Source organism: Streptomyces sp. NPDC046335, assembly GCF_055587985.1.
This window is the reverse complement of sequence record NZ_JBVJFF010000005.1, coordinates 316,224-341,989: the sequence shown is the minus strand read 5'-3', so window position 1 is coordinate 341,989 and position 25,766 is coordinate 316,224. Positions and strand designations below refer to the sequence as shown.

The window sequence follows — 25,766 nt, the reverse complement described above, 5'->3', positions numbered from 1 at the left end:
TGCCCCACACCGACGCTCCCGGAGGCACCCGTGCGCATCTCGGCGACGCTGTACCTGACGGACGGCACGATCGGCCCGGCTCGGCTCGGCCGCGAGCTGGAGGGGCGCGGCTTCGACGGCCTCTACGTGCCCGAGCACACGCATATCCCCGTGCCCCGCGAGACCGCCTACCCTGGCGGCGACCTGCCGCCCGAGTGCGCCCGCATGCTCAGCCCGCTCGTCGCCCTCGCCCAGGCCGCCGCCGTCACGGAACGGATCACGCTGGGCACCAACATCGCCCTGGTCGCCCAGCACGACCCCATCGACCTGGCCAAGCAGATCGCGACCCTGGACCACCTCTCCGCAGGGCGCTTCACGTTCGGCGTCGGCTACGGCTGGAACCGCGAGGAGGCCGAGGACCACGGGGTGCCGTGGCCGAGACGGCGGGCGCTCGTGCGGGACCGCCTCGCGCTGATGCGGGCGCTCTGGTCGGACCGGCCCACGGAGTACGAGGGGGAGTTCGGCTCGGTGCGGGCGAGCGAGGTGCATCCGAAGCCGTCCCTGCCGCCCCGCAAACGGCTCGGCAAGGCTCCGCTGTACGGCCCGCGCACGCTGATCGGCGGCGCCGCGGGCCCCGGGCTTTTCGCGCACATCGCGGAGTACGCGGACGGCTGGATGCCGATCGGCGGCAGCGGGCTGCGCGAGGCGCTGCCGGTGCTCCGCGCCACGTGGGCGGAGGCGGGGCGCGACGCGGACGACCTGTACGTGGCGCTGACCGGCGTGGCCCCCGAGCCCGGCAAACTCGCGCACTACGCGGAGCTGGGCGTCGACGAGGTGATCGTGCAGCTTCCGGCGGCCGGGGCCGCGGAGGTCTGCCGGGCGCTGGACGGGATGCGGCGGTACGTGACCCCACGGGAGTGAGGCACGGCGGAAAAGGGGCGGAAGTGCCTGTTCGCGTCGTGTGTGACCGCTCGTATGCTCGGGGACATGACCAACAGCGCGCAGCCCCCCGAGGCCGGACGACCCACCGCGAACGCCATGCGCCGCGCGCTCAGGCGGGCCAGGGACGGGGTGGCGCTCGACGTGACCGAGGCGGCCGTGCTGCTCCAGGCGCGCGGCGATGACCTGGACGATCTGACGGCCTCCGCGGCGCGGGTGCGTGACGCGGGTCTGGAGGCGGCGGGGCGGCCCGGCGTCATCACGTACTCCAAGAGCGTGTTCATCCCGCTCACCCGGCTCTGCCGCGACAAGTGCCACTACTGCACCTTCGTGACCGTGCCAGGAAAGCTGCGCCGGGACGGCCACGGCATGTTCATGTCCCCCGACGAAGTCCTGGACATCGCCCGGCGCGGCGCCGAACTGGGCTGCAAGGAAGCCCTGATCACCCTCGGCGACAAGCCGGAGGACCGCTGGCCCGAGGCCCGCGAGTGGCTGGAGGCCGAGGGGTACGACGACACCCTCGCGTACGTCCGTGCCATCTCCATCCGCATCCTGGAGGAGACCGGGCTGCTGCCGCACCTCAACCCCGGCGTCATGACCTGGACGGACTTCCAGCGGCTCAAGCCCGTCGCGCCGTCCATGGGGATGATGCTGGAGACCACCTCCGAGCGGCTGTGGAGCGAGCCGGGGCAGCCGCACCACGGCTCGCCCGACAAGGAGCCCGCCGTGCGGCTGCGGGTCCTGGAGGACGCGGGGCGCTCGTCGGTGCCGTTCACCAGCGGGCTGCTCATCGGCATCGGCGAGACGTACGAGGAGCGTGCCGACGCGCTGTTCGCGCTGCGGCGGGTGGCGCGGGCGTACCACGGCATCCAGGAGCTGATCATCCAGAACTTCCGCGCCAAGCCGGACACGGCGATGCGCGGCATGCCGGACGCCGAGATCGACGATCTGGTCGCGACCATCGCCGTCGCCCGGCACATCATGGGGCCCTCGGGGAACATCCAGGCGCCGCCGAACCTCATCGCGGGCGAGTACGAGCGGCTCATCGGGGCGGGCATCGACGACTGGGGCGGCGTATCGCCCGTCACGATCGACCACGTCAACCCCGAGAAGCCGTGGCCGCGGGTGGAGGAGCTGGCCGAGCGGTCCGCCGCCGCGGGCTTCCGGCTCGCCGAACGGCTCTGCGTCTACCCGGAGTTCGTGCAGCGCGGTGAGCCCTGGCTCGACCCGCGGCTCCTGCCGCACCTGCGGGCCCTCGCCGACCCGGAGACCGGCCTCGCACGCCCCGACGCGGTCGTCGAGGGCCACCCCTGGCAGGAGCCCGACGAGGGGTTCGTGGCGTCGTCGGGCCGTACCGACCTGCACCGCACCATCGACACCACCGGGCGCACCGCCGACCGGCGCGACGACTTCGACGAGGTGTACGGCGACTGGGAGGCGCTGCGCGAGCGGGCGGCGCCCGGCATGGTGCCCTCCCGCATCGACGGCGACGTGCGCGCGGCCCTGAAGCAGGCCGCCGACGACCCGACGCGGCTCACCGACGACGAGGCGCTGGCGCTCCTGCACGCCGACGGGCCCGCGCTCGACGCGCTCTGCTCCGTCGCGGACGACATCCGCAAAACGGTCAACGGCGACGACGTCACGTACATCGTCACCAGAAACATCAACTTCACCAACGTCTGCTACACCGGCTGCCGCTTCTGTGCCTTCGCCCAGCGCAGGACCGACGCCGACGCCTACACGCTCTCCCTCGACCAGGTCGCCGACCGGGCCGAGCAGGCCTGGGGCGTGGGGGCCGTCGAGGTATGCATGCAGGGCGGCATCCACCCGGACCTGCCGGGCACCGCCTACTTCGACATCGCGCGTGCCGTGAAGGAACGCGTGCCGGGCATGCACGTGCACGCCTTCTCGCCGATGGAGGTCGTCAACGGCGCCACCAGGACCGGCCTGTCGATCCGGGACTGGCTCACCGCCGCCAAGGAGGCGGGGCTCGACTCCATCCCGGGGACGGCCGCCGAGATCCTCGACGACGAGGTGCGCTGGGTCCTCACCAAGGGCAAGCTGCCGACGGCCACCTGGACCGAGGTGATCGAGACCGCGCACGAGCTGGGCATCAGGTCCTCGTCCACGATGATGTACGGGCACGTGGACCAGCCGCGGCACTGGCTCGGCCACTTCCGGACGCTGGCGGCCATCCAGCGCAGGGCGCTGGCCAAGGGCGTCGGCGGGTTCACGGAGTTCGTGACGCTGCCCTTCATCCACACCAACGCGCCCGTCTACCTCGCGGGCATCGCCCGGCCAGGACCGACGACCCGCGACAACCGGGCGGTGACGGCGATGGCGCGGGTGCTGCTGCACCCGTACGTCCCCAACATCCAGACGAGCTGGGTGAAGCTGGGGCAGGAGGGCGCCGCCGAGATGCTCAGGTCCGGCGCCAACGACCTCGGCGGGACGCTGATGGAGGAGACCATCTCCCGCATGGCGGGCTCCAGTTACGGCTCCTACCGGTCCGTCGAGGACCTCGTGGCCATCGCGGAGGCGGCGGGCAGGCCCGCGAAGCCGCGGACGACGCTGTACGGAGAGGTGCCCGAGGAGCGGCAGCGGGCCGCGGCGGCCTCGGACGGGCACCTGCCGGAGCTGCTGCCGCTGGCGGACTGAGAAAAGCGGCGGCCGGGGATGGCCGAAAAGCCACCCCCGGCCGCCGCCGGGCCTCAGTGGGCCAGGAAACCAGGCCGCAAGAGGCCGGGAAACCTCAGTGGGCCAGGAACACGCCGAACTGCACGCCGCCCTTTTCGCGGGCGCCGATCGCCGCCGGGCCGAAGGAGTCGATGCCGGTGGTGGTCAGGCCGCTCGCGGAGCCGCGCAGGTGCCAGATCGCACCGGAGGCGGCGTAGGTGCCGGCCTCGCCGGGCGCGCCCACCGTCAGGTCGGCCTTGCCGTCCTTGTTCGTGTCCGAGAGCAGGACGGTGCCGCCGAACTTGTCGCCCTTCTCGGAGGCGCCGGGGACACCGGCCTTGGACTGGTCGAAGGCCTGGGCGCCGGTGCCGGTCAGGCCGGTGCGGGAGCCCTTGAGGATGACGACGCTGCCGGCGTCGGCGGTCGTACCGATGTCCTCGTTGGGGACACCCACGGCCACGTCCGCGTAGCCGTCGCCGTTCACGTCGCCCGCGCTGATGGCGGAGCCGAACTGGTCGCCCTTCTCGCCGGCGCCGGGCACGCCCGCCGTGTCCTGGGTGATCTTCGTGGTGCGGGACGAGAGGCCGGACGCCGAGCCGTAGCGGACGAGGACCGTGCCCTTCTGGTCGGGCATGTCCTCGAAGTACTCACCGATGTCGCGGGTGACGAAGTCCTTGTAGCCGTCGCCGTCGATGTCCGCGACCGCGCCGCCGAGGGAGGGCGCGAGGTCCTGCGAGGTGGTGGACACCCCGTTCTTGCCGCCCTTCCAGAGCTGGCTGTCGTACGCCATCTCCTCGAAGCCGTGGCTGGTGACGATGTCGTCGGCGCCGTCGCCTGTCACGTCGCCCACGACGAAGTCGCTGGGGCCGAACGTCGCGCTCGTGGCGACCTGCTGGGTGCTCGCGGCCTTCCCGTCCCGCTTGAACGGACCGTACGAGATGGTCATGCCCTCGTCGTCGTTCTCCATCGGGTCCTCGGGCTCCGGGTACTCCGACGTGACCAGGTCGCCCTTGCCGTCGCCGTTGAAGTCACCGGCGGTGAGGCCCGCGCCGTTCGAGGCCAGCGTGGCGCTGCCCGAGCCGCTCAGGCCCTGGGCGGAGCCCCACAGGACGACGGGCTTCTTGCCGCCGTTGACCACGAGGTCGGTGTAGCCGTCGCCGTCGAAGTCGGCGGGGGCCGTCTCGGTGCCGAAGTGCCCCCCGTCCGCCGCGGAGCCGGGTACGCCGGCCGTGGCGCGGCTGATGGTCACGGCGTGCGCCTTGTCGGGGCCGTTCGCCGAGCCGTACACGATGGAGACGCTGCCGGGGACGTCACTCTCGTACGTGCCCGGGGCCGAGATGGCGAGGTCGGCGTACCCGTCCTTGTTGAAGTCGACGACCGGAGCCTTGGCGGCCCGCGGGGCGGCGGACGCGGTTCCCGCGGTGGTGGCAATGGCGAGCGGTGCGGTGAGTGAGGCGACCGCCACGGCGGTGATGAGACTGCGACGCACGTGCATGTCCTCCTGTGGGGAAAGTGTGTTGCACAGCTAGAGACGCGCGTTTCGCGGAATCGGTTGTACATCGCAGGGACTTTTATGGTGCAGGCGCATTTAACTGACCGTTCAGGCCTCGCGAGTTGGCTGTCCGGCGGCCGACGCGGGGCCGGACGGCCGCCGGCGGAGGGCGTTCGTAGCAGCTGCGAAGCTTCCGTGAACGTCGTTCAAAAGCCGCCTCAAGGGCGACTCTTCGCATACCACTTGACGTCCCTATCGATCAGTCCTGGTCGATTACAGTGCTGCGCAGTCGCAACCGGTCGAGGCACGGAGGGAGGTCCCGGTGGGCACGGAAATAGCCACCGGTGTCTGGGGCCGCGCCGAGCAGCAGGACTTCCGCAGCCGGGTGCGCGGCACGCTCCTGGGGGCCGCCGTCGGCGACGCCTTCGGGGCGCCCCTGGACGGCCTCTCCCTGGACGGCATACGCGAGGAGTACGGGGCCGAGGGCCTGACCGAGCCGGCGCCCGCGTACGGCAGGCTCGGCGCGGTCACCGCCGCCACGCAGCTCACCCTCTTCACGGTCGACGGGCTGATACGCGCCCAGGTGCGGCGCGACACCGGCGCCTGGCATCCGCCGACCGACCTGCACCGCGCCTACCGCCGCTGGGCCGCCACCCAGAGCGACTGGGGCCCGGACGAGCGGCGCAAGGAGGACGGCTGGCTGGCCCGCGAGGAGTGGCTGTACGCGCGGCGCGGCCCGTCCCGCGCCTGCCTCCTGGGGCTCGGCAACGACGTCATGGGCACGCTGGAGACCCCCAAGAACCCCGACGAGCGTGGCCCGGAGGCCGCCGTCAGGTCCGCGCCCTTCGGGCTGCTCGTCGGCTGGGAGCCGCAGCTCGTCCTCCAGCTCGCCGTCGAGTGCGCCGCCCAGACCCACGGCCACCCCGCCGCGAGCCTCGCGGCGGGCGCCCACACCGTCATCCTGCACGGCCTGGCGCGCGGGGACTCCCTGGACGGCGCGATCCAGCGGGCCCTCGCCCTGCTGGCCGCCCGCCCGGGCCAGCAGACCGTCACGGAGGCGCTGCGGCACGCCCTGGGCGCCGTACGCCAGGGCCTGCCCACGGCCGCCCGGGTGGAGGAGCTGCTTGGGGAGGGCACCGCCGAGGGCGCGCTCGCCGCCGCGGCGTACTGCGCCCTGGTCGGCGAGGACGTCCGCCACGGGGTGCGGCTGGCCGTCAACCACGGCGGGCCCTCATCGGCGACGGGCGCGCTCACCGGGGCGCTGCTCGGCGCGCTGCACGGCGAGACGGCGCTGCCGCCCGGCTGGCTCACGGAGCTCGAGGGCCGGGCGACGGTACTGGAGCTCGCGGACGACTTCGCCATGGAGATGACCCAGGGCCCCGCACTGCACGGCCCCGCGGTCTCCTCCCCCGGCTGGCTCGCCCGCTACCCCCGCGCCTAGTCCTTCACGGGCGTGCGCGCCGCGTCGTCCAGCGGCTCGGCGGGGGAGGGGACGGCCGCCGCTCCCCGCGAACCGTCGTCGTCGGTGTTGATGCGCTCGATGAGCGCGTCCCGCTCCGGGGTGTCCTCCGGCTTCACGTGACCGATGACGATGTAGAGGACGAGCGAGACCGCCAGCGGGATCGACACCTGGTACTCCAGGGGGACACCGCCGTCGACCGCGTCGTTGATCGGGAAGTTGACCAGGTAGAAGGCGAGGAGACCGGCGCCCCAGCTGCCCAGGGCCGCGGTCGGCCCGGACTTGCGGAAGGTGCGCAGCAGGCCCAGCATCATCGGGATCGCGATGGGGCCCATGAGACCGGCGACCCACTTGATCACGACCGTGATGATGTCCTTGAAGGTCGGGGAGTTCACCTGTGTCGCGACCGCCATGGAAAGGCCCAGGAAGACCACGGTGGTCAGACGGGCCGCGAGCAGGCCCTTCCGTTCGTTCCACATCCGGGCCTTCGCGGAGAACGCCGGCGCCACGTCACGGGTGAAGACGGCGGCGATGGCGTTGGCGTCGGAGGAGCACATCGCCATGGTGTGCGAGAAGAAGCCGACGATGACCAGGCCGAGCAGACCGTGTGGCAGGAGCTGCTCGGTCATCAGGGCGTACGAGTCCGAGCCGTCGGGCTTCTTGGCGTCGACGAGCAGCGGTGACATCCACATGGGGAAGAAGAGGACGACGGGCCAGACCAGCCAGAGGATCGCGGAGAGCTTCGCGGAGCGCGCGGCCTCCTTGGCGTTCGCGGTCGCCATGTAGCGCTGCGCCTGGTTGAGCATGCCGCCGTTGTACTCGAAGAGCTTGATGAACAGGAAGGCGAGCAGGAAGACCGTGCCGTACGGGCCGACCAGCGGCTTTCCGTGTCCGGCGAGTTCGGGCTCGTCCCAGACGCCGAAGAACCCGCCGAACGGGCCGAGCTTGGAGACGACGGCCACGAACATCGCGATACCGGCAAGGAGCTGGATGATGAACTGGCCGAGTTCGGTCAGGGCGTCCGCCCACAGGCCGCCGATCGTGCAGTAGATCGCCGTGATGACGCCGGTGATCAGGATGCCCTGGTTCAGCGAGATCCCCGTGAACACCGAGAGCAGGGTGGCGATCGCCGCCCACTTGGCGCCGACGTCCACGATCTTGAGCAGCATCCCGGACCAGGCCAGCGCCTGCTGGGTCTTCAGGTTGTAGCGGGACTTGAGGTATTCGAGCGGCGATGCCACGTGCAGCCGGGAGCGCAGCCGGTTGATGCGGGGCGCGAAGAGGCGGGCGCCGATGGCGATGCCGAGTGCGATGGGGAACGACCAGGTGACGAAGGACGTCACGCCGTAGGTGTACGCGATGCCGGCGTAGCCGGTGAACATCACCGCGCTGTAGCCGGACATGTGGTGCGAGATGCCCGACAGCCACCAGGGCATCTTGCCGCCGGCGGTGAAGTAGTCGCTGACGTTGTCGACCCGCTTGTGGGACCACACGCCGATCGCGACCATCACGCCGAAGTAGCCGATGAGCACGGCCCAGTCGAGACTGTTCATATGGCCCTCCAGGGGTCCGCCTGGTGAACTGCGCTGAGATGGCTCGCACTTCGCCAGTACCGGGCGACGGGAGCCCGATGGCCCCCGGAAGTGCCCGCTCATCGTGGGTTCGGCCACACCTCCGGGACAACCGCGCGGCAGGTCAAGGGAGAGTAAAATCGTTCCTTTAGCTGACTTGCGTTCATGTACGTGACTCTCGGGCGGCGTTCCCAGGGCATGAAAAAGCGCCCCCGAAGGGGCGCGGGAGGCCCTCCGAAGGGGCGCGGGAAGCCGGTGTCAGCGCATGAGTTCCCCCGCGTTGACCAACAGGGACTGCCCCGTGATGGCCCGCGCCCGGTCCGAGGCGAGGAACGTCACGGCGTCGGCGACGTCGCCGTCGGTCGCCAGCTCCGGCAGCGCCATCCGCGAGGCCAGGCGGTCGAGGACGTCCGCCTCCGGCACGCCCTCGGTCACCGCGGTGAACCGGACGTACGCCTCCACCGGAGGCCCCCACATCCACCCGGGCAGGACGGTGTTGACCCGTATCCGCTGCGGCCCCAGCTCCCGCGCGAGGGAGTACATCGCCGAGGTCAGGGCCCCCTTGGACGCCGCGTACGCGGCCTGGCGGACCTGCGAGGGCGCCGCGACGGCGGACTGCGTACCGATGAAGACCACCGAACCGCCCCGCCGCTCCTTGAGCGCGGGCAGGCACGCCCGCGTCATCCGCAGCGTCCCGAGCAGATTCACGTCGAGCACGCCACGCCAGGTGTCGAAGTCGGCGTCCTCGAGACCGCCGAAAACACTGTCCCAGGCGGCGACATGGACGACCGCGTCGATCCCCCCGAACCGCTCGACGGCCAGCCCGGCCAGGGCGTCGCACTGCCCTTCGTCGGTGATGTCGGTGGCCAGATGGGCGGTGCGCGCGCCCTCGGGGTCGATCTCGGCGGCCGACTTGGCGAGGTTCGCCTCCGTGCGCGCGCCGAGCACGGCGTTGCCCCCGTCGCGTACGACGGCCGCCGCGACCCGGTGGCCGAGTCCCGCGCCGACGCCGGAGACGACGACGGTCTTTCCCCGCAGGAGCGACGACGGCATGGGCGCCTCCCGGCTCTGGCAGTTTTGCTGACGGGGCGTCAGAGTATGGGCGAGCGCCGGAGGAAGGAAGAGGGAGACAGGGGACAGACATGGCCGAGGAGACCCGCAGTGACGTCTACGCCGAGCTCGCCGCCGTCGGGCCCTACGGCGTACACCCGGGGCACGCCCTGATCACCATGGTCGAACCGCACCCGGGGCACGAGTACGCGTACAACCGCTGGTACGAGGACGACCACTACTACGCGGGCGCGATGGCCATGCCCTGGATGTACGCCGGGCGCCGCTGGGTGGCCACGCGGGACCTCCAGCTCCTGCGCCGCCCCGAGAAGTCCGCGGTCGCCGAGCCGGTCACCGCCGGGTGCTATCTCTCCACGTACTGGGTGACGGAGGGCCGCTACGACGACCACATGAAGTGGACCGTCGGCATCAACAAGCGGCTCAACCGCGACGGCCGCGTCCACCAGGGCCGCCGGCACGTCTTCACCGCCTTCCAGGACCACGAGGCGACCGTCTACCGCGACGGCGCCGCGGGCCCGCGCGACTTCCACGCGCTCGACCATCCGTACCGCGGCCTCGTCCTCGAAGTGATCGACGCGGAGGACACCGCGGGGCGGACGGAACTCATCGAGTGGCTGCGCTCTCGGCACCTGCCGCGCGCCCTGGCCGGCTCGCCCGCCGCGATGGTGACGGTCTTCCGGCCGACGCCGCTGCCGGGCGACCGCATGACGTACGTGAAGCAGGTGGAGGGCATCGGCACCCGGCTGACGCTGCTGTGGTTCCTCCAGGAGGATCCACGCGCATGCTGGGAGGCATGTTTCGCCGGGCGTGAGGAGGCCGTGGCCGGGTCCGGACTCGGGCGCGTCGAACTTCTCGCGCCGTTCGTCCCGACCGTGCCGGGAACCGATCTGTACGTGGATCAGTTGCGCTGAGGAAGGACCGAGCCCCCTCGGCCGGGACGGCGGGCCAGTCGAGAGGGCTCATACGTGTTGCCTGTGCAAGGGTGCTGCCGCGTCACGCGAGTTCGGCGGCCCCCCGGCTCACCCCGCTGACGAACGCGTTCCAGGAGTCGGCGGGGAAGGCGAGCACCGGCCCCTCGACGACCTTGGAGTCCCGCACGGAGATGCCGGTCGCCACCGGGGACTTGACCTCGACACACGCACCGTTCCCGGTGGAGTACGAAGACTTTACCCACGTGTTCGACGAGCCTCGCTGAATTGCCATGTCTGCTCCGGTTGCCCAGTTGGTGAGTTGCTGGCCGCCGCGTGACCGCGGTCGGCGCCGACGTGCCTGCTCGGTGCGGGCTCGATGGCGTGAACGACGCTACTCGCCAACATCGTCCGGTGAGGGGGGCGTTCACTCGGTCGGATGGCATATTCCAGGTGGGTCTTCCGCCTCGCCGGGGCGAGGGTGTACCGTGCGGCAAATTTTGCCGGGACGGTCATCCCAGGCCGGAAATCAGCGGGCGTACTCCTTGACCATGTCCGCGATGAGCCTGCGTGACTGCTCGACGTTGAGTGCCTGGGCGCGCAGATGCTCGTACATGACGCTGTACTGCTGCACGTCGTTCGCCTTCTCCAGGTACAGGTCGCTCGTGACGCCCTCGATGTAGACCACGCTGGAGTCGGCAGCGTCGGGGAACTCCAGGATCGCGTACTGGCCGTTGAGGCCCGGGTGGGCGCCCATCTCGAAGGGGATGACCTGCACCGTCACGTGCGGGAGCTGGGACTGCTCCACGAGGTGTTCGAGCTGCTCGCCCATGAGATGGCGCGAGCCGACGACGCGGCGCAGCGCGGACTCGTCGAGGACGGTCCACAGGCGCAGCGGGTTCTCCGGCGCGGAGATACGTTCCTGGCGGCGCATGCGCACCTGGACGCGCTTCTCGATGTCGGTCGGCGTCGTCTCCGGGAGCGCGCCGGTGATGAGCGCCTCGGCGTACGCGCGGGTCTGGAGCAGCCCCGGCACGACCTGCGGGTCGTACACGCGCAGGGACGCGGCGTCCGTCTCCAGACCGATGTACACGCTGTACGGGATGTCGCCGAAGGAGTGCCACCAGCCTTGCTGCCGCGAATCCTTGGCCATTTGCATGAGGGAGTCGACGATGCGGTGGTCCTCGACCTCGTAGACCCCGCACAGGTCGCGGACGTCGCGCTGGCTGATCGACCGGCGGCCGTTCTCCAGGCGGCTGATCTTCGACTGCGAGACGAGCAGCCGCTCGGCGACCTCCTCGGCCGTCATGCCCTTGAGCTCACGGAGCCGGCGGAGCTCCTGGCCGAGACGGCGTCGCCTGACAGTGGGATTGACATTGGACGCCACGGGACGTGCACCTCCGGCTTGGCTGCCTCGAATTTACGTATCTACCGCTCAGCAGAGTGCCACCAACGTGTGCGGCACCGCTGGGAAACAGTGGATGTACGGAATCGAGGGAGATGTCGGGGGTGCGGTCGGTCCTGCGGCGTCAACGGGTGTGCGGCCGCGCGGAAGTGGCGCCGGAGGCCGTCGAGCGGACGGTCCCGGCACCACTCCCCGCGCGGCTCAGCGGCTCCCGAACCGAGCCCGGGGGACTGCGGTGCGGCGCTGATGCGGGTGGTGCAGATGATGCTGGCGATGCTGGTGGTGCGAGCGATGCTGATGGTGCGAGCGGTGCGGTGGTGCTGAGCGGTGCTTGGTGCTGAGCGGTGCGTGATGAGCGTGATGTTCCTCGGCGGGCACCCGGCCGTGCCGGGCGGTCACGCCGTACTCAGTGGGCCACGGCGCGTGCCATGGACCCGCGGCGCGGCTGCATCGGGATCCGGTCGGAATCCGCTGCCGCCCTGGCCGGCTGCCGTCCCACGGGACCCGGGGGGCCCGCCGGTGCGGCGCTGCGGCGCGGCTGAGCCGCCACGCCGTTCTGGACGTCCATCACGGCGTGCGCCACGAGGCCGCCCATGGGGTCGTGCCTGATCAGGTCCCGGAGGCGGGAGCGCGATGAACGCCCCTCGTTCCCGGGGTAGAGATGCTTGCCGAGACCGACCGCATGGGCCAGCGCGGCGAGCGCCGCGGTCCGCGGGTCCGGCGGTACACCGGTGCGGATCGCTGAGTCCAGCCGGGCCCTGATGTCCCGGCTGATCGCTGTCTCCGTCGCTTGATAACGCGTCGTCGGCAGCACTCCGCACATCTGGCCCGCCACGGCATGCACCATGCCGCACCGCTCCAGATGCGAGAGGTAAATCTGGCGCAGCCCCAGTCGGGGCCCGCCGATCCAATGGACGGCCCGAACCGGGCTGCCGCGCCTGCGCAGCAGTTCCAGTGCGGAGTCCAGAGTCGGATCTCCGGTCGGCCGTGGCATCACCACGGCGATACGATCCCCGTCAGGGGCTATCCGTCCGGCCAGTGCCAGCTCTACTAGCTGCGCTCCGGCCAGACCCAGGTCGAGCGACTGCGGCTGCGCTGTGGTACCCGTGGCCGGGTCCAAAGCGAGCAGCAGAAGCTCCTCCGGAATTGTTCTGCGGCTCCTGCCCATCCATGCCTCCCCGCGTGGATGAATGACAGGGTGACCCCTCTCACATTGGTCTGTCGAGAGCGCGTGGGTGGTCTGTACGGGAACCAGTAGGTATGTCGTTCTCGTCTACCACGGGGGTTAAGCCCTCACACAGGACACTGGTACACGGTTCGGACAGTGGGGTCCGGCCGGATTTGGCGCACGGCGAGCACACGGTCAGCATTCAGCATCGGCATACGGCATGGCGTACGAGGAGGCATCGGTGGCGGGCGAGACCCCCGACAGGTCGAAGCAACGGAAGTCGTCGGGGAACCCGACTGCGGCGTCCACGCCGGCAGCGGAGGAACGGGACCCGCGGCTCGCGGTGGCCCGGGAGGTTCCGGCGGCGCGGGAGGACAGGGCGACGGCGGTCTTCTCCACGAAGGCCGTCGCCGGCCGGGAGACCGAGGCCGCGGGCTCCCCGGAGCCCGCCGAGCCGCCGGAGGCCTCCTCGGAGACTCCGGCTGCCGGTGGCGGCGAGGGCGGTGACGAACGGCTGCGGGACGCCGTGGCGGCGTGGGTGGCCGGCGACGCGGACGACGAGCCGGACGAAGCCGCTGCCGCGACGGGCGAACCCGCGAAGGGAGCCGAGCCCGAGCCTCCGGTGAAGCCTGGCGCGGACTCGAAGTCCGGCGCGGGCTCGAAGTCCGGCGCGGACTCCACGTCCGGCGTGGACCCGAAGTCTGGCGCGGACCCGAAGTCTGGCGCGGGCTCGAAGCCGGAGGCTCCTGCCAAGGGTGACGTGAAGTCTGACGCTGAGGCGGAGCCTGAGGCTTCGGCGAAGCCCCAGGCCGAGAGCGCGGCCAAGGCCGAGCCCGCGGACGCGAAGCCGGCTGCTGAGGCGAAGCCTGGCGCGGACGCGAAGTCCGAGGCTTCGGCGAAGCCCCAGGCCGAGGCCAAGCCCGCACCCGCGGACCCGAAGTCCGGCGCCGACGCGAAGCCGGACGTCGCCGAGAAGGCCACGGCTTCGGCGAAGCCGGCTGCCGAGGCGAAGCCCGGCGCGGGCTCGAAGCCTGGCGCGGACCCGAAGCCCGGCGACGCCCCGAAGCCCAGCGCGGACTCGAAGCCCAGCGCCGGCGCGAAGCCCGAGGCCCCGCTGAAGGGCGGCGCGGCAGCGAAGCCCGGCGACGCCGCGAAGCCCACGGCCCCGGCCAAGGGCGACGCCCCCGCCAAGCCCGACGCCAAGCCCGGAGCCAAGGCCGCCGAGGGCGACGCGCCCAAGGCCTCCGGTGTCGATCAGGCCACCGCCGTCTTCAAGGCCCCCGTGCCGCCGAAGTCCGTCGACCAGCCGACGACCACGCTCAAGATCGGCGACCACAAGGACCCCGGGGGACCGAAGGACCCGAAGGGCCCGGGCGACAAGAACGATTCTGCAAAGGGCGCCGCAAAGCGCGAGGGCGACGCCGAGCGGACCAGTAAGTTCGTCGCGCTCAAGCCGCTCGACGGGCCGTCGGCGAGGCCCGCGGCCCCCGCGCCGAAGGCCGGGCGGAACCCCGCGGCGGAGCCGAAGGCCGAGCCCAGGGTTTCCGTGCCGGGGCAGGCGCCCCCGCCGGTGGAGCGGACGACGCAGCAGCCCCTTCCGCCCCGCCCGCCGATCGACCTGCTCGCCGAGCTGACCAACACCCCGCCGCCTCCGGAGACCCGCGTCCGCACCGCCGTGCGCCGGGTCAAGATCTGGACGCCCCTGGTGCTGCTCATGGTGGTCGTGTTTGCGGTCGTACAGGCCGTGCGCCCGCTGCCCGCGCCGGCCCTGACGCTCACCGCGCAGGAGTCCGTCTCCTTCGAGGGCGGCAAGCCGTCCATGCCGTGGCCGGGTCAGGGCCAGGCCGCGATGGACGTCAACGGCATCGGCACGTTCGGCACGTCGGGTGACCAGAAGCCCGTGCCGATCGCGAGCATCGCCAAGGTCATGACGGTCTACCTGATCCTCCGCGACCACCCCCTGAAGAGGGGCGAGGACGGCCCGGCCATCCCGGTCGACGCCGCCGCGCAGAAGCACTACGAGACGGGCAAGGCGGAGAACGAGTCCGTCGTCAAGGTCACCGAGGGCCAGAAGATCACGGAGTACGAGGCGCTCCAGGCGGTCATGCTGCCGTCCGCGAACAACGTCGCCAAGCTGCTCGCCCGCTGGGACACCAAGAGCGGCTCCGAGGACGCGTTCGTCGCGAAGATGAACGAGACCGCCAAGGAGCTGGGGATGAAGAACACCCACTACACGGACCCCAGCGGCCTGGACAAGACGACCGTCTCCACCGCCGAGGACCTCGTGAAGCTCGGCCGCGCGGCGATGAAGGACCCGGTCTTCAACGAGATCTCCCGCCAGCCCAGCTACAAGGACCTCAACGGCGACAAGCAGAACAACTTCTTCGGGCTCGTCCCGACCGTCGCCATCGGCATCAAGACCGGCACCACCACGGCCGCGGGCGGCAACATCCTCTTCGCCGCGGAGAAGAAGGTCGGCGGCGAGACGCAGACGATCATCGGCGCCGCCCTCGGCCAGTACGGCAAGAACGGCGTCGCCAACATCGACGAGGTCACCGGCGTCGTGCAGAAGCTCATCGGGGCCGGCCGGGACGCGCTGACCTCCAAGACCATCGTCAAGAAGGGTGACGTGGTCGGCCAGGTCGACGACGGTCTTGGCGGCACGACCCCGGTCGTCGCCACCAAGGACGTCGCCGCGGCGGGCTGGGCCGGTCTCACGGTGAAGCTGCACCTGACGGAGAAGAAGGGCGAGCCCGTGCCGCACTCGGCGAAGGCGGGCACCGAGGTCGGCGTGCTGAGCGTCGGCGACGGCAAGGGAGACGCGGTGAAGGTGCCCGTCGCCCTCCAGAAGGACCTCGCGGAACCGGGCTTCGGCGCCAAGCTCCAGCGCGTCGGCTGACCCCGGCGAGAGCCCGCGCAACGTACGCGGGGGGAGACCCGGGGGCAGACCCCGCCCCGGGTCTCCCCCCGCGTCTGCGTGCTAGCGTCACAAGCTCGGGGGGCAGTACGCCGGGGCCGAGTACGGGGTGGACCGGGACGGACCCTCATCGGATCGCACCCGGCGCCTCCGGAGACCACGGACGACACGGGGAGAGCCAGCAGTGGCCACAGCGGAGCCGACGCGCGCCGACGACGACGCACAGCCGGACAGCGGCAAGGGCGAAGGCCCCGGCGGCGCCGGGCGAATACCGCTGCCGTCCCCGGAGCCCGCCCGTACGGCTTCCCGGACCGCCAGGCTGATGGAGCGCGCCCACCGGCACCCGGTGACCACCGTGACGCTGCTGGCCGCCGTGCTGCACGTCGTCTGGTTCTTCATCTTCGCCAACAGCGGCGGCGACCTCGCGGCGCAGGACGCCTGGGCCGAGTTCGTCGGGCGGCACCCCGACTCCGCGTACAACCTCGCCTGGTACGGCGGCATGCACCCGGTGTCGTACAGCGTCATCTCGCCGTATCTGATGTCGGTGCTCGGCGTGCGGACGACGATGATGATCGCCGGGACGCTCTCCGCCGCGCTGCTCACGATGATCCTGATCCGCAGCCGTGCCGTGAAGCAGCCGCTGTGGCCCGCCCTCGCGGGTGTCTTCGCGCTGTTCTGCAACGCGGTCTCGGGCCGCGTCACCTTCGGCCTCGGCCAGATGTTCGCCCTGATGGCGGTCGCCGCGGTCTTCTGCTGGCCGTACCGCTGGCGCTACAAGCGGTGGGCGAAGGCCCTGGTGGCCGCGCCGTTCGCCGCGCTCGCCACGATGGGCAGCCCGGTGGCGGGGCTCTTCGTGGGGATGGTCGCCGTCGCGCTCTTCCTCAGCAAGCGCTACCCCGGCGCGTACGCGCTCGGCGTCGCGCCCGCGATCGTCGTGGGCCTCTCCGCGTGGCTCTTCCCGTTCTCCGGCACACAGCCGATGTCGTTCGGGTCGGCGTCGCTGCCGCTGCTCTTCGCCGTGATCGTGTACTACGCCGTCCCGAAGGACTGGAAGACGGTACGGATCACGACGGCCGTGTACGCGGCCTTCGTGCTCGGCGTCTGGCTGATCAGCTCGCAGATCGGCTCCAACATCACCCGCCTCGCGATGTCCTTCACGGGCGTCGTGCTCCTCGCCGCGCTGCCGTACCTGGTGCCGAAGTCCCGCAACTGGTACGTCGTCGTCGTGGCCCTCGTGGGCTTCACCGGCTGGATCGGCTTCAAGTCCGTCGACGACATCGTGCACACCCACGCCGCCGCCTCCTGGACGCGCGAGGTCTCGCCGCTGGTGAACGAGTTGAAGGAGCGGGGCGCCGCCAAGGGCCGCGTCGAGGTGGTGCCGGCCCGCAACCACCGCGAGGCGTCCGCGCTGCCCGCGTACGTACAGCTCGCGCGCGGCTGGAACCGCCAGGCCGACATGGAGCGCAACCCGCTCTTCTACGACGACACCCTGAACTCCGCGAACTACCACGAGTGGCTCCAGCGCTGGTCCGTGCATTACGTGGCGGTCCCCAAGGGCGAGCCCGACGGCGACGGCGGCAAGCGCGAGACGCAGCTCATCACGGACGGCCTGCCGTACCTGGAGCAGGTGTGGGTCGACACCAACTGGCGGCTGTACGAGGTGACCGACCCGAGGCCGCTCGCCGAGCCGAACGCCGTGGTGGAGCGCGCGGAGCAGGGCGAGATGACCCTGCGCGTGCAGAAGCCGGGCCGCATCCTGATCCGCATCCCGTACTCCCCGTGGCTGAGCGTCGTCGACGCCAAGGGCAAGGGCGTCGAGCAGCCCAAGGAGACCGAGGCGTCGAAGCGGGACCGGCAGCGCGACGAGTCGCTCCCCAAGAAGTACGCCAACGTCAACGGCTGCCTGCTCGAAGCCGAGGAGGACCACCACGGCGACGAGTGGGTCGAGCTGCTCGCCCCGAAGGCGGGCACCTACCGGCTCGGCTCGCCGTACCAGATTCCCCGCGGCACGCCCTGCCCGGAGGAGATGCGCCGCTGAGCGGCGCACACCTCAGCCGCCCGGCGGCGCGCAGACACCGGACGCGGGCGGCCGGGCGGGGCCCATGTCACGGACGGCGTTCTCGCGGACCGTGTCGAGCCGGCCGAGCAGCTCGTCGAGGCGCTTTCCCGTGGAGTCCCTGAAGTACTGGAGGACGGCCCGGTGGAAGGCGTCGCGCAGGCTCGGCGGCATCACGTCGGAGGCGTCGAAGCACAGCGTCCGCGCCTTCCCGGTGAGGATGCCGGCGATCCGCCGCCCGGTCGGGTCGGTGGGCTGCGGATCGGTCGCGGCGGGGAAGAGGGGCCGCAGTTCCCGCTCCGCCTCCGCGCGCCACAGCGTGCGCGCCTTCGCGCCCGAGAGGCGCTCGACGAGGGTGCGGGCCGCCGGGGCGTCGCTGAACACGGCCGCCATGTCGCCCGCCACCTCGTACGCGCCGTCGTGCTCGGCACGGCCGCGCAGGAACCCCGCGGAGGGCCGCACGTCCACGGGGTCGCCCGCGTAGACGTAGCGGATGAACGCGCTCTGGTGCTCGTGGGTGCAGCGGGGCGTCAGGGAGTACAGGAGACCGCGCGGGCCGCCGCCCTTCGCCGGTCCTGGCGTCCCCACGTACGGCGTCGTCAGCGACTGGTCCACGGAGGCCTTGGAGCGGTCGCCGAGGAGCGCGGCCCAGGTCGTCCAGGCCTCGCGGACCCGGCGGTCGCGCCAGCTCAGCCGCCCGGTGGCCCACTCGGTGTAGACGTCGGGGCCCGCCTGGTGCAGCAGGATGTCCTCCACCCAGTCGGTGCCCGGCCACCCGGACGTCGCCTGCGAGGCGAGGCCGACGCACCACCTCGGGGCCGCGGCCGGGCGGTCGCGCACGCTCCACACCAGGCTCTTGAGGTCGACCTTCAGCGGCACCCAGTAGGTGCGGCGGGTGCCGTCGACGTTCAGCGCCGGGGCCCAGGGCGGGTAGGCGCGGGCGGCGGCCGCGGGGGTGAGGGGCTGGAGGCGTCCCGCGCGGGCGTACTCGGTGAGCTCGCCGACGCTGTTGAGGATCGCCACGTCCGGCGGGGCGTCGGCCTCAAGCTGGGCGACGAGCGTCTCGCGCAGGGAGCTGGTGCCCTGGTAGGTGTACGTCTGTCCGGTGCCGTCGTCGAGCCGGCCGAGCATCGCCTCGAACGCCTCGCCCTCCTCGCCCGTCCAGGGGCCGAGGACGACGAGCGTCTCGCGGCGTTCACTTGCGCAGCCCCCGGCGGTGACGGCGAGCAGGCAGGCCGCGAGGAAGGCGCGCAGGACCGTGCGGGCGCGGCGCGTGGGGCGGCTCATGAGGCGGCTCCGGGTCGGGAGATGTGGACGTACTCGCGCCGGTAGCCGTGCAGCGTGGCGTAGATCAGGGCGGCGCAGAGCAGGCCGGTGGGCGCCACCCAGGGCGCGGCGCCGTCGAGCGCGGGCAGGCGGCCCCGGGCCAGGTCGCGGCGGGCCCCGGACTCCAGGGTGTCGATCAGGCGGGGGTCGGGGCGGCCGAAGGGGTGCTCGTCGGCGCGGGACTCGACCGCCGGTGACGTGCGGTCGGACAGCTCCCGCGCCGTGGCCACGACGTGCTGCTGCGCCCGCTGGGCGAGGACCGCGTCGGCCGTCAGGAACGGCACGGCGAGCAGCGGCAGCGCCGCCGCCGCGAGCGGCAGGCTGACGTGCAGGTGGAAGCGGTGGCGGAGGAAGAGCTGGGTGCGCCACAGGCCGACGGCGAGCAGTACGAGCGCGGCCCCGGCGACGACGGCGGCGGCGGTCACGCCCGCGCCGAGGGAGGCCCGGTCCGCGACCCTGCCGCGCAGGCTCCTCTCCAGGGCGGAGATGCGGTCCACCACGGTGGTGGCGTCCGAGCCGGTCCCTGGCTCGCAGGGCGGAAAGCCGCCGGGTGCCGTCCTGCCCGCGGATGCGGATGCGGGGGCGGTGCAGAGCATGCTGCGGGCGTAGCCGAGTCCGGTGTCCCGCAGCACCGGGTCGCCGACGTTGTTCTGTGCGAAGGCGATCCAGTTGCCGTAGTCGGCGACGAGGCCGGAGACGACGTCGAGTTCCTGGCGCTCTGCGGTGGTCAGGGCGCCGCTGCGGGCCACCTGGTTGAGGCTCTGGGTGGCCCGTGTGGTGCGGGTGAGGTAGCGCCTGCCGATGCCGCTGAGCCGCACCGACTCCCCGGCGCCCAGGCTCCGGCCCGCCTCGCGGTCGGCGATGCGCAGGGACATCTCGGCGTCGGCCAGGTCGCCGAGCGCGGGCGTGTGGCTGCCGCGCAGCGCCGCCGAGTCCGCGCGGACCTCCCCGTACGCCCAGCCGAACGCGAGGGAGGCGACGACGGCGAGCAGCGGCAGGGCGATCATGCGCTCCCGCAGGTAGACGCGGTTGCGCGGCCGTTCGGCGTGCCGGGCGGGCCACAGGTGGGCGCGCAGCCGGCGCAGCCCGCCGACGGCGGCCCGGCGGGCGGTGCGCCAGGGGACGGTCACCGGCGGTCCGCCCGCCGTGTGCCGGGCCGGGCGCCGGGCAGGACCGTCACGCTCGACTGGATGCGGGCGGCCTCCACGTCGAAGCGCGCGATGTGCTCCAGGAGTTCGACCCGGCCGCGCTCGGCGTCCGTGACGCGGACCAGGTGCAGCAGGTGGTCGCGCATCGCGGCGTCGCCGACCTGCCCGGCGAGCCGCCAGGCGGTGCCCAGCAGCGCCTGTGCCGCGTCCCGCGCGCCGCGCTTCAGCTCGGCGCAGGCCTCCTCGAAGGTGCGGTGCAGCTCCTCCTCGTGCCGGTAGTGGGCGACCTGCGGGTCGAGGCGGCTGTAGAGGTCGGCGTCGTCGGTCCAGCGCATCAGGACGGGCTGCGGGGCGGGCAGCTCCAGGCCTTCGGGGCGTCCTCCGGTGTCGATCTCGACCTCCGTGAGCAGGAGTTCCTTGCCGAGCTGCGAGGGGTCGTAGGGGGCGCCGACGCAGAGCAGATAGGCGCGGGTCTCCTCGCCGCACGGGCCCAGTTCGTACTCCTCGACGGGGCCGCCCGCGCCCGTCTCGACCCCGGACAGGTCGGTGCGGGCCGGGGTGAGGTGCGCCCGCGTGGGGTGGACCCGCTCGAAGGAGTACGGGCGCACTCCGGCCCGGTGGTAGAGGCGCAGGCGAAGGCCGGTCACGTCGCGCTCGGCGGCGCCCGCGGTGAGGGCGGCCAGCTCGTCGGGGAGCCGCGTCAGGTCCTCCACGGCCCGCGTACGGCCGCCCAGGGTGCCCGCGATGAGCAGCAGTTCCTCGGTCTCCCAGGCGTCGCCGATGCCCACGACGTCGCAGTCGAAGGCCCCCGCGCACCGCTCGACGCGCTCGCGCAGCTCCGCCCGCGATTCGTAGCCGGGCTCGTTCTTGCCGTCGGTGAGCAGCAGCGCGTGGCGTACGTGGCCGCCGGGACCGGCGGCGGGCAGGCCGCGGAACAGCTCCCGCGCGCGCTCCAGCCAGGTGCCCATCGCGGTGCCGCCGCCGGGTGTGCAGTCGTACAGGGCGGCTTCGGCGGCGGCCCGTGACTCGGTGTGCGCGACGGCGAACCCCGGCCGCCTGGGGTGGATCATGGCGGTCCTGTCACCCCCGGCGACCACCGCGAACAGGGCGCCGTCCGGGATGCGGGCCAGCGCGGACGACGCGGCGGCGCGGGCCGCGGCGAGGCGGCTCGGCGGGATCACCATCGAGGAGGAGTGGTCGATGAGCAGCACCTCCGCGAGCCGGGGCCCGGTGGCCTCCCGCGCGTGAGCCGTGCCGGGTACGTGAGCCGTGCCCGGCCTGCGGACCGTCACGGTGATGACGGCGTACATCCGCGCCGGTTCCTCGGCGCCGGGGAGGCGGGGCCGGGGCAGCTCGACGACCTGGCTGACCTCCAGGCCGACGCGGGCCCGCGCGGACCCGGCGGCCCCGCTCAACCGCGGCTCTGCGTGGAGGCGTTGGCCCTGACCCAGTTCTTGATCTTCTTGCCCAGCCATGGGGTGTCCCTGTGGTGTCGTAAGGCGAAGGGGCGTACCGCGTAGGCACGGTCGAGGAGCAGTTCGGCGAGCGGCACCTCGGCCTCCCGCGGCGGTGCGTCCCGCGCGGCCTGGTGGGCCAGGCCGCGGTAGAAGCGGGACAGGTCCTTGCGCAGCGTCCGCTCCTCGGCGGGGAACTCCAGGCGCGGGTCGGCCCTCGCGGCGACGGCCCGCAGCTCGGCGCCCGTCATCGGCGTGCCCCCGTCGGGCGGGGCGAGCAGGCGGTGGGCGGCACCCCACACCTCCGCCTTCATCCGGACGCGGGCCGCCACGTCGGTCAGGCCGTGCTCGAAGAAGAGCCCGGCGAGGTCCCGCACCGCCGTGCCGAGCCCGTCCGCGTCCCGCGCGTGATCGACGCGGACGCGCACGGCCGCGGTGCGGGCGGCCGTGCGGTGCCGGGAGTGCTGGGGCACCGCGTCGAGGGCGGCGATGGCGTCGGCGAGGGCGTCGGGCCCGCCGAGCGCGAGCCGGGCGCGGGCGGCGCCGAACGCCGCGCTGCCGAGCGAGGGATTGCGCAGCCGTACGGCCTCGTAGAACGTCAGGGCCTCGTGCCGCCGCTCCAGGTGCTCGGCGCAGTGGCCGAGGGCCAGCTTGGGCGCGTACTCGCCGGGGATCGCGGCGTAGACCCGGTCGAAGTGGTCGCGGGCCGCGCCGACGCGGGAGCGGGCCAGCGCCAGCAGACCGCGGTGCCAGTCGAGCCGCCAGTCGTGCGGGGCGCGGGCGGGGCCTATGGCGTCCTCGGCCAGGGCGAGCGCGGTCTCGGCGGCCGACAGGGCCTCGGCGTCGGGCGGCCCGTCGTCCGCGCGCGGCGCGAGCCGCAGCCGCAGGCGGCAGCGGAGCAGATGGACCTCGGGGGAGTCCCGCCAGTCGCCGGTGTGCTGGAGGAGCGCCTCGGGGTCGTCGTCGCTGAGCCTGCTCAGCTCGCCGTGGTGGTCGTCGTCGGGGTCGGGGCGCGGCACCGGGAGGCGCCGGGCGACCTGGGCCGGGGTGGGCGCGGGGTGGCGGGCGGCGGCCCGGGGCGCGGCCCAGCGCGAGACGTCGGGGGCGGAGCCGAGCCCGCCGTCCAGGGCGTACGCGGACTGGAGGAAGAGCGGGGACGGCTCGAAGGTCTCCACGCCGGTCCGCAGCGACCGCAGCTCCCGGAAGACGCCCCGCAGCTGGTCCTCCATCTCCCTGGCGGTGGCGAAGCGGTCGGCGCGCCGGGTGCGGGTGGCGCGGCGCAGCACCCGGGCGAGGGAGACCAGGCCGAGGCCGCGGTGCCCGGCGGAGGGGTCGTCCAGCGGGCCGAGCGCGGCGAGCGCGGCCAGGTCGTGGCGGTCGCCGCCGAGGCCGCACAGGGTGCGCAGTGTCTCGCCGAGGCTGAACAGGTCGTCGCGCGGGTCGGACTCGCCGTGGTCGCCGACGCTGGGGGCGCGGTAGTCGTCGGTGGTCAGCCCGGGCGCCCCGGCGCGGCGCACGCTGCCCACGTCGATGAGTTTGATGGTGGAGCCGTCGTGCATGACGTTCGGCGGCTTCAGGTCGCCGTAGACCTTGCCGCGCCCGGGGGCGTGCAGATAGGCGAGCCCGGCGAGTATCCGCACGCCGTACGCGAGCGTGAACTCCAGGAACCGCTCGTGGCCGAACTCCTCGGGGCGGGCGCGGGCGCGGGCCCCCACCTCTCTGAGGGTGAGCCCGTCGACGTACTGGAGCACCAGGAAGTCGCCCACCCCCTCGTGGTGCCCGTAGTTGAACACCCGGATGAAACCGTCGTGGTTGAGCTCGACCAGTTCCTTGCGCTCGCCGCGCAGGAGGCTGTACGAGTCCGCGGCCAGCTCCGCGTGCAGCATCTTGATGGCGACGGCACGGTCGTCGACCTTGGTGTCGTGGGCGAGGCAGACGTCGCCCATCCCGCCGTAGCCGAGGAGCCGCACCAGGCGGTACTGCCCGGCGAGCAGGGTCCCCGGCGGCAGCGGCAGCCCGCCGGGGGAGTCGAGCGCGCCCGCGCTGTCCGCCCGTTCCAGGAGGGTGATCTCGGGCAGGACCGTGGGGTCGGGGTTCTCCGGCGGCAGCGTGACGTGGGCGGGGCGCGGCGGGGCGGCGGCGCCGGGGCCGGGGTGCACGACCCAGAACTCGGAGGAGTCACCCTGGGCTTCGCCTTCCCCGGCGTACGAGGCGGTGTACGGGGTGCGCGCCGAAGGGACCGGTACGGGGGCCGGGGGCGGCGGCGCGTCGGCGGCCGGCGAGGAGTGCCGCCCCGTCCCCGGGTCCACGCGCTCACCGCTGGCCAGGCAGTACCCGGTGGGCGTGACGGTGCCCGAACAGCCGGGGTGCGGGCAGGGCTTGACCGGCGTCACGCGGCACCGCCCCCCGCCAGGCGCCGCGCCACCCGCGCGAACGCCTCCACCGCACGCTCGGCGTCGGCGAGCGGGCAGGGCCCCGCCATCAGGAGCCGCTGGGCCTCGCGGTAGGGGCCCACCGCCTCCGGGTGCTCGGTGAGGCCGCGCCCCGCGAGGAGCGCCAGGTGGTCGCGGAGCAGGGCGCGCAGCCGCAGATGCGCGTCGAGGACCGCGCGCAGCTCGCCCTCGGCGCTCTCGGCCCGTAACAGGTGGGTCTCCACGGCCTGTTCGGCGTAACTGAGCTTCTCCAGGAGGCGGGGCCCGCCCCGCCCCGTCAGGGGCCGCAGCTCGTCGCTGAGCTGCACCGTCCACAGCGCGGCCCGCGCCGCGTACCCGGTGGCCACCGGCGGGTCGACCACATGCGGCTCCACGCGGTGGAAGAGCCGCCGGGCGCGCCGCTCTGCGTCGGCCAGGTCGTCGACGCGGGCGCCGATCCGCTGGAGCCACTGCGCGGCACGCTCGGCCGGCAGCAGCCGCTCGGCCATCGCGTACGGGAAGCCGTGCGTACTGTCCCGCACCACGAGCAGCAGCCGGGCCCCCGCCTCGCTCAGCTCCGCGAGGACGCGCGCCGCCACGCCGGGTTCCGTGGCCGACCGGTCGGCGTGCAGCACGGCCACGGCGGGCCGCCGCCGCGCGGCGGTGTGCCGCCGCTCCGCGTGCCGCAGCTCGTGCCGCAGCACGGCCAGCGCCTCGCGCAGCTCCGGCTGGCCGGGATCGTCGAACGCCACGCCCTCCAGGTCGAGTACGAGGCCGATGCTGCCGACGCGGGGCGTGATCCCGGCGCGGGAGAGCAGCGGGGCGCCGCCGGCCCCGGGGTCCGGCGGTTCCGCGTCCCCCGCCGGGTCGAGCGGGCTCACCGCGAGCTGCGGGGCCTGCTCGCGGTCGGCCATGTTCAGGACGACGTACAGCGCCTGCCTGGCCCGCTCGTCGTCCTGGGCGATGAAGAGGACCTCGGTGTCCCAGGCGTCCGCGGCCCCGTTGAGCCAGCGGGTGACGGTGCGCTGGAGGCCGTGCGGGCGGGCCGCGCGGGTCGCCTCCGCGGAGACCACGCGGTGACCTGGCACGGCGTGCGGTCCGGTCACGTACCGCTCGGCGAACCGGCGGAAGTACTTCGCGACGGTGGCCGCCGGGATCATGTACCCGTGCTCGCCGCTCGCGTCGGCCTGCGCCACGATGCCGAGCAGCCGGTCGCTCCCCTCCTCGCGCACCCCCGAGCCGCTGAAGCCGCCCCGCAGGCCGACCGCCCCGCTCACGTCGATCTGCACCCGCTCGTCACCCTCGCCGCCGGGCCCCATGCAGGCCCCGGTCAGCCACTGGCCGCCCGACTGGTACTCGGGGAAGCCGTCTATCAGGACGACGGCGCCCCGGTAGTCCAGCGTGCGGTGCAGCCTGACCGGGGACGGCACGGGAGCCGGCTCGTCCAGGACGAGCACCGCCAGGTCGCCCTGCGCCTTGCCGAAGGGCGGCACCCAGTGCCCGGCCTCGACGGTCGCGGTACGGGACGGGGTCCGGGCCAGGCCCTGGAGCAGCGGGAACTCGACCTGGACGCGGTCGGGGCGCTGGCCCGTGGCGGGGTCGCGGATGACATGGGCGCAGGTGAGCACGCGGTCACTGCCGAACAGCACCCCCGCGCCCAGCACATCGTCGCTCCCCGACGCCGCCCACCGCCGCAGTCGGACCCGCCAACTCCCGTGACCGGCCAGCCCGTTCGGTTCCGCGCCGGTCGTTCTCCTGCCGTCCCCCATGCCTCCTCAGGGTAGGC

Annotated in this window: 17 protein-coding genes; 6 read left to right on the top strand and 11 right to left on the bottom strand. The window is 73.0% G+C overall.

Annotation, left to right across the window (positions count from 1 at the left end; all coding sequences use genetic code 11):
* The first annotated feature begins 30 nt into the window (after positions 1-30).
* Positions 31-900, top strand: coding sequence for a TIGR03619 family F420-dependent LLM class oxidoreductase (locus tag ACZ6JY_RS13975; RefSeq protein WP_469195608.1), 870 nt, complete (start codon positions 31-33; stop codon positions 898-900).
* 66 nt (positions 901-966) lie between these two features.
* A complete protein-coding gene (locus ACZ6JY_RS13970) occupies positions 967-3,576 on the top strand; it encodes a bifunctional FO biosynthesis protein CofGH (RefSeq protein WP_469195606.1) in 2,610 nt (869 codons plus the stop codon).
* Between the two features lie 94 nt (positions 3,577-3,670).
* Here ACZ6JY_RS13970 and ACZ6JY_RS13965 read toward each other — a convergent pair whose 3' ends face one another.
* Positions 3,671-5,089 carry an FG-GAP-like repeat-containing protein gene (locus ACZ6JY_RS13965; protein WP_469195604.1) on the bottom strand — a complete coding sequence of 473 codons (1,419 nt, stop codon included), beginning with the start codon at positions 5,087-5,089 and terminating at the stop codon, positions 3,671-3,673.
* Positions 5,090-5,408: 319 nt separating this feature from the next.
* On the opposite strand from ACZ6JY_RS13965, the gene ACZ6JY_RS13960 reads away from it, so the two are divergent.
* Positions 5,409-6,527 carry an ADP-ribosylglycohydrolase family protein gene (locus ACZ6JY_RS13960; RefSeq protein ID WP_469195602.1) on the top strand — a complete coding sequence of 373 codons (1,119 nt, stop codon included), beginning with the start codon at positions 5,409-5,411 and terminating at the stop codon, positions 6,525-6,527.
* Here ACZ6JY_RS13960 and ACZ6JY_RS13955 read toward each other — a convergent pair.
* Together ACZ6JY_RS13955 and ACZ6JY_RS13950 are read right to left on the bottom strand one after the other, a co-directional pair.
* Complete coding sequence (locus ACZ6JY_RS13955) at positions 6,524-8,098, bottom strand: sodium:solute symporter family protein (RefSeq protein ID WP_469195600.1); 1,575 nt, start codon at positions 8,096-8,098, stop codon at positions 6,524-6,526. The genes ACZ6JY_RS13960 and ACZ6JY_RS13955 overlap by 4 nt on opposite strands.
* Before the next feature lie 276 nt (positions 8,099-8,374).
* Positions 8,375-9,169 (bottom strand): SDR family oxidoreductase, encoded by a 795-nt coding sequence (locus ACZ6JY_RS13950; RefSeq protein WP_469195598.1) that lies wholly within the window; start codon positions 9,167-9,169, stop codon positions 8,375-8,377.
* 89 nt (positions 9,170-9,258) lie between these two features.
* On the opposite strand from ACZ6JY_RS13950, the gene ACZ6JY_RS13945 reads away from it, so the two are divergent.
* On the top strand, positions 9,259-10,098 hold the full coding sequence (locus ACZ6JY_RS13945; protein WP_469195596.1) for a hypothetical protein: 840 nt from the start codon (positions 9,259-9,261) through the stop codon (positions 10,096-10,098).
* 82 nt (positions 10,099-10,180) lie between these two features.
* Here the strand turns inward: ACZ6JY_RS13945 and ACZ6JY_RS13940 are convergent, their stop codons facing one another.
* From ACZ6JY_RS13940 to ACZ6JY_RS13930, 3 genes are all read right to left on the bottom strand, one after another.
* Complete coding sequence (locus ACZ6JY_RS13940; protein WP_469195594.1) at positions 10,181-10,390, bottom strand: DUF397 domain-containing protein; 210 nt, start codon at positions 10,388-10,390, stop codon at positions 10,181-10,183.
* A 234-nt stretch (positions 10,391-10,624) separates the two neighbouring features.
* Complete coding sequence (locus ACZ6JY_RS13935; RefSeq protein ID WP_469195593.1) at positions 10,625-11,482, bottom strand: helix-turn-helix domain-containing protein; 858 nt, start codon at positions 11,480-11,482, stop codon at positions 10,625-10,627.
* A 424-nt stretch (positions 11,483-11,906) separates the two neighbouring features.
* Positions 11,907-12,668: a GOLPH3/VPS74 family protein gene (locus ACZ6JY_RS13930; protein ID WP_469195592.1), complete on the bottom strand. Its 762-nt coding sequence runs from the start codon at positions 12,666-12,668 to the stop codon at positions 11,907-11,909.
* 220 nt (positions 12,669-12,888) lie between these two features.
* Between ACZ6JY_RS13930 and ACZ6JY_RS13925 the strand changes: the two genes are divergently transcribed.
* Entirely contained in the window at positions 12,889-15,567 is a 2,679-nt protein-coding gene (locus tag ACZ6JY_RS13925) for a D-alanyl-D-alanine carboxypeptidase (RefSeq protein WP_469195590.1), read from the top strand.
* Positions 15,568-15,769: 202 nt separating this feature from the next.
* Positions 15,770-17,623, top strand: a complete 1,854-nt coding sequence (locus ACZ6JY_RS13920; RefSeq protein ID WP_469195588.1) for a glycosyltransferase family 87 protein — start codon at positions 15,770-15,772, stop codon at positions 17,621-17,623.
* A 12-nt stretch (positions 17,624-17,635) separates the two neighbouring features.
* On the opposite strand, the gene ACZ6JY_RS13915 is transcribed toward ACZ6JY_RS13920, so the two are convergent.
* Genes ACZ6JY_RS13915 through ACZ6JY_RS13895 form a run of 5 tightly spaced genes read right to left on the bottom strand, consistent with a single transcriptional unit; the run spans position 17,636 to position 25,749 of the window.
* A complete protein-coding gene (locus tag ACZ6JY_RS13915; RefSeq protein ID WP_469195586.1) occupies positions 17,636-18,928 on the bottom strand; it encodes an extracellular solute-binding protein in 1,293 nt (430 codons plus the stop codon).
* Positions 18,925-20,097, bottom strand: a complete 1,173-nt coding sequence (locus tag ACZ6JY_RS13910; protein ID WP_469195585.1) for a hypothetical protein — start codon at positions 20,095-20,097, stop codon at positions 18,925-18,927. The genes ACZ6JY_RS13915 and ACZ6JY_RS13910 overlap by 4 nt, the downstream gene beginning before the upstream one ends.
* Positions 20,094-21,530, bottom strand: a complete 1,437-nt coding sequence (locus ACZ6JY_RS13905; RefSeq protein ID WP_469195583.1) for a VWA domain-containing protein — start codon at positions 21,528-21,530, stop codon at positions 20,094-20,096. Before ACZ6JY_RS13905 ends, ACZ6JY_RS13910 begins: the two co-directional genes overlap by 4 nt.
* The gene (locus ACZ6JY_RS13900) at positions 21,527-23,962 is read right to left on the bottom strand and encodes a tetratricopeptide repeat protein (RefSeq protein WP_469195581.1); all 2,436 of its coding nucleotides are present in this window, start codon (positions 23,960-23,962) and stop codon (positions 21,527-21,529) included. The genes ACZ6JY_RS13905 and ACZ6JY_RS13900 overlap by 4 nt, the downstream gene beginning before the upstream one ends.
* Entirely contained in the window at positions 23,959-25,749 is a 1,791-nt protein-coding gene (locus tag ACZ6JY_RS13895; RefSeq protein WP_469195579.1) for a trypsin-like serine peptidase, read from the bottom strand. Before ACZ6JY_RS13895 ends, ACZ6JY_RS13900 begins: the two co-directional genes overlap by 4 nt.
* Positions 25,750-25,766 lie beyond the last annotated feature (17 nt).

Excerpts from the sequence above, each read along its gene's own strand:
- ACZ6JY_RS13930 (WP_469195592.1), bottom strand. The coding sequence starts at position 12,668 with ATGGGCAGGAGCCGCAGAACAATTCCGGAGGAGCTTCTGCTGCTCGCT.
- ACZ6JY_RS13895 (WP_469195579.1), bottom strand. The coding sequence starts at position 25,749 with ATGGGGGACGGCAGGAGAACGACCGGCGCGGAACCGAACGGGCTGGCC.
- ACZ6JY_RS13925 (WP_469195590.1), top strand. The coding sequence starts at position 12,889 with ATGGCGTACGAGGAGGCATCGGTGGCGGGCGAGACCCCCGACAGGTCG.
- ACZ6JY_RS13915 (WP_469195586.1), bottom strand. The coding sequence starts at position 18,928 with ATGAGCCGCCCCACGCGCCGCGCCCGCACGGTCCTGCGCGCCTTCCTC.
- ACZ6JY_RS13940 (WP_469195594.1), bottom strand. The coding sequence starts at position 10,390 with ATGGCAATTCAGCGAGGCTCGTCGAACACGTGGGTAAAGTCTTCGTAC.
- ACZ6JY_RS13950 (WP_469195598.1), bottom strand. The coding sequence starts at position 9,169 with ATGCCGTCGTCGCTCCTGCGGGGAAAGACCGTCGTCGTCTCCGGCGTC.
- ACZ6JY_RS13965 (WP_469195604.1), bottom strand. The coding sequence starts at position 5,089 with ATGCACGTGCGTCGCAGTCTCATCACCGCCGTGGCGGTCGCCTCACTC.
- ACZ6JY_RS13945 (WP_469195596.1), top strand. The coding sequence starts at position 9,259 with ATGGCCGAGGAGACCCGCAGTGACGTCTACGCCGAGCTCGCCGCCGTC.
- ACZ6JY_RS13955 (WP_469195600.1), bottom strand. The coding sequence starts at position 8,098 with ATGAACAGTCTCGACTGGGCCGTGCTCATCGGCTACTTCGGCGTGATG.
- ACZ6JY_RS13970 (WP_469195606.1), top strand. The coding sequence starts at position 967 with ATGACCAACAGCGCGCAGCCCCCCGAGGCCGGACGACCCACCGCGAAC.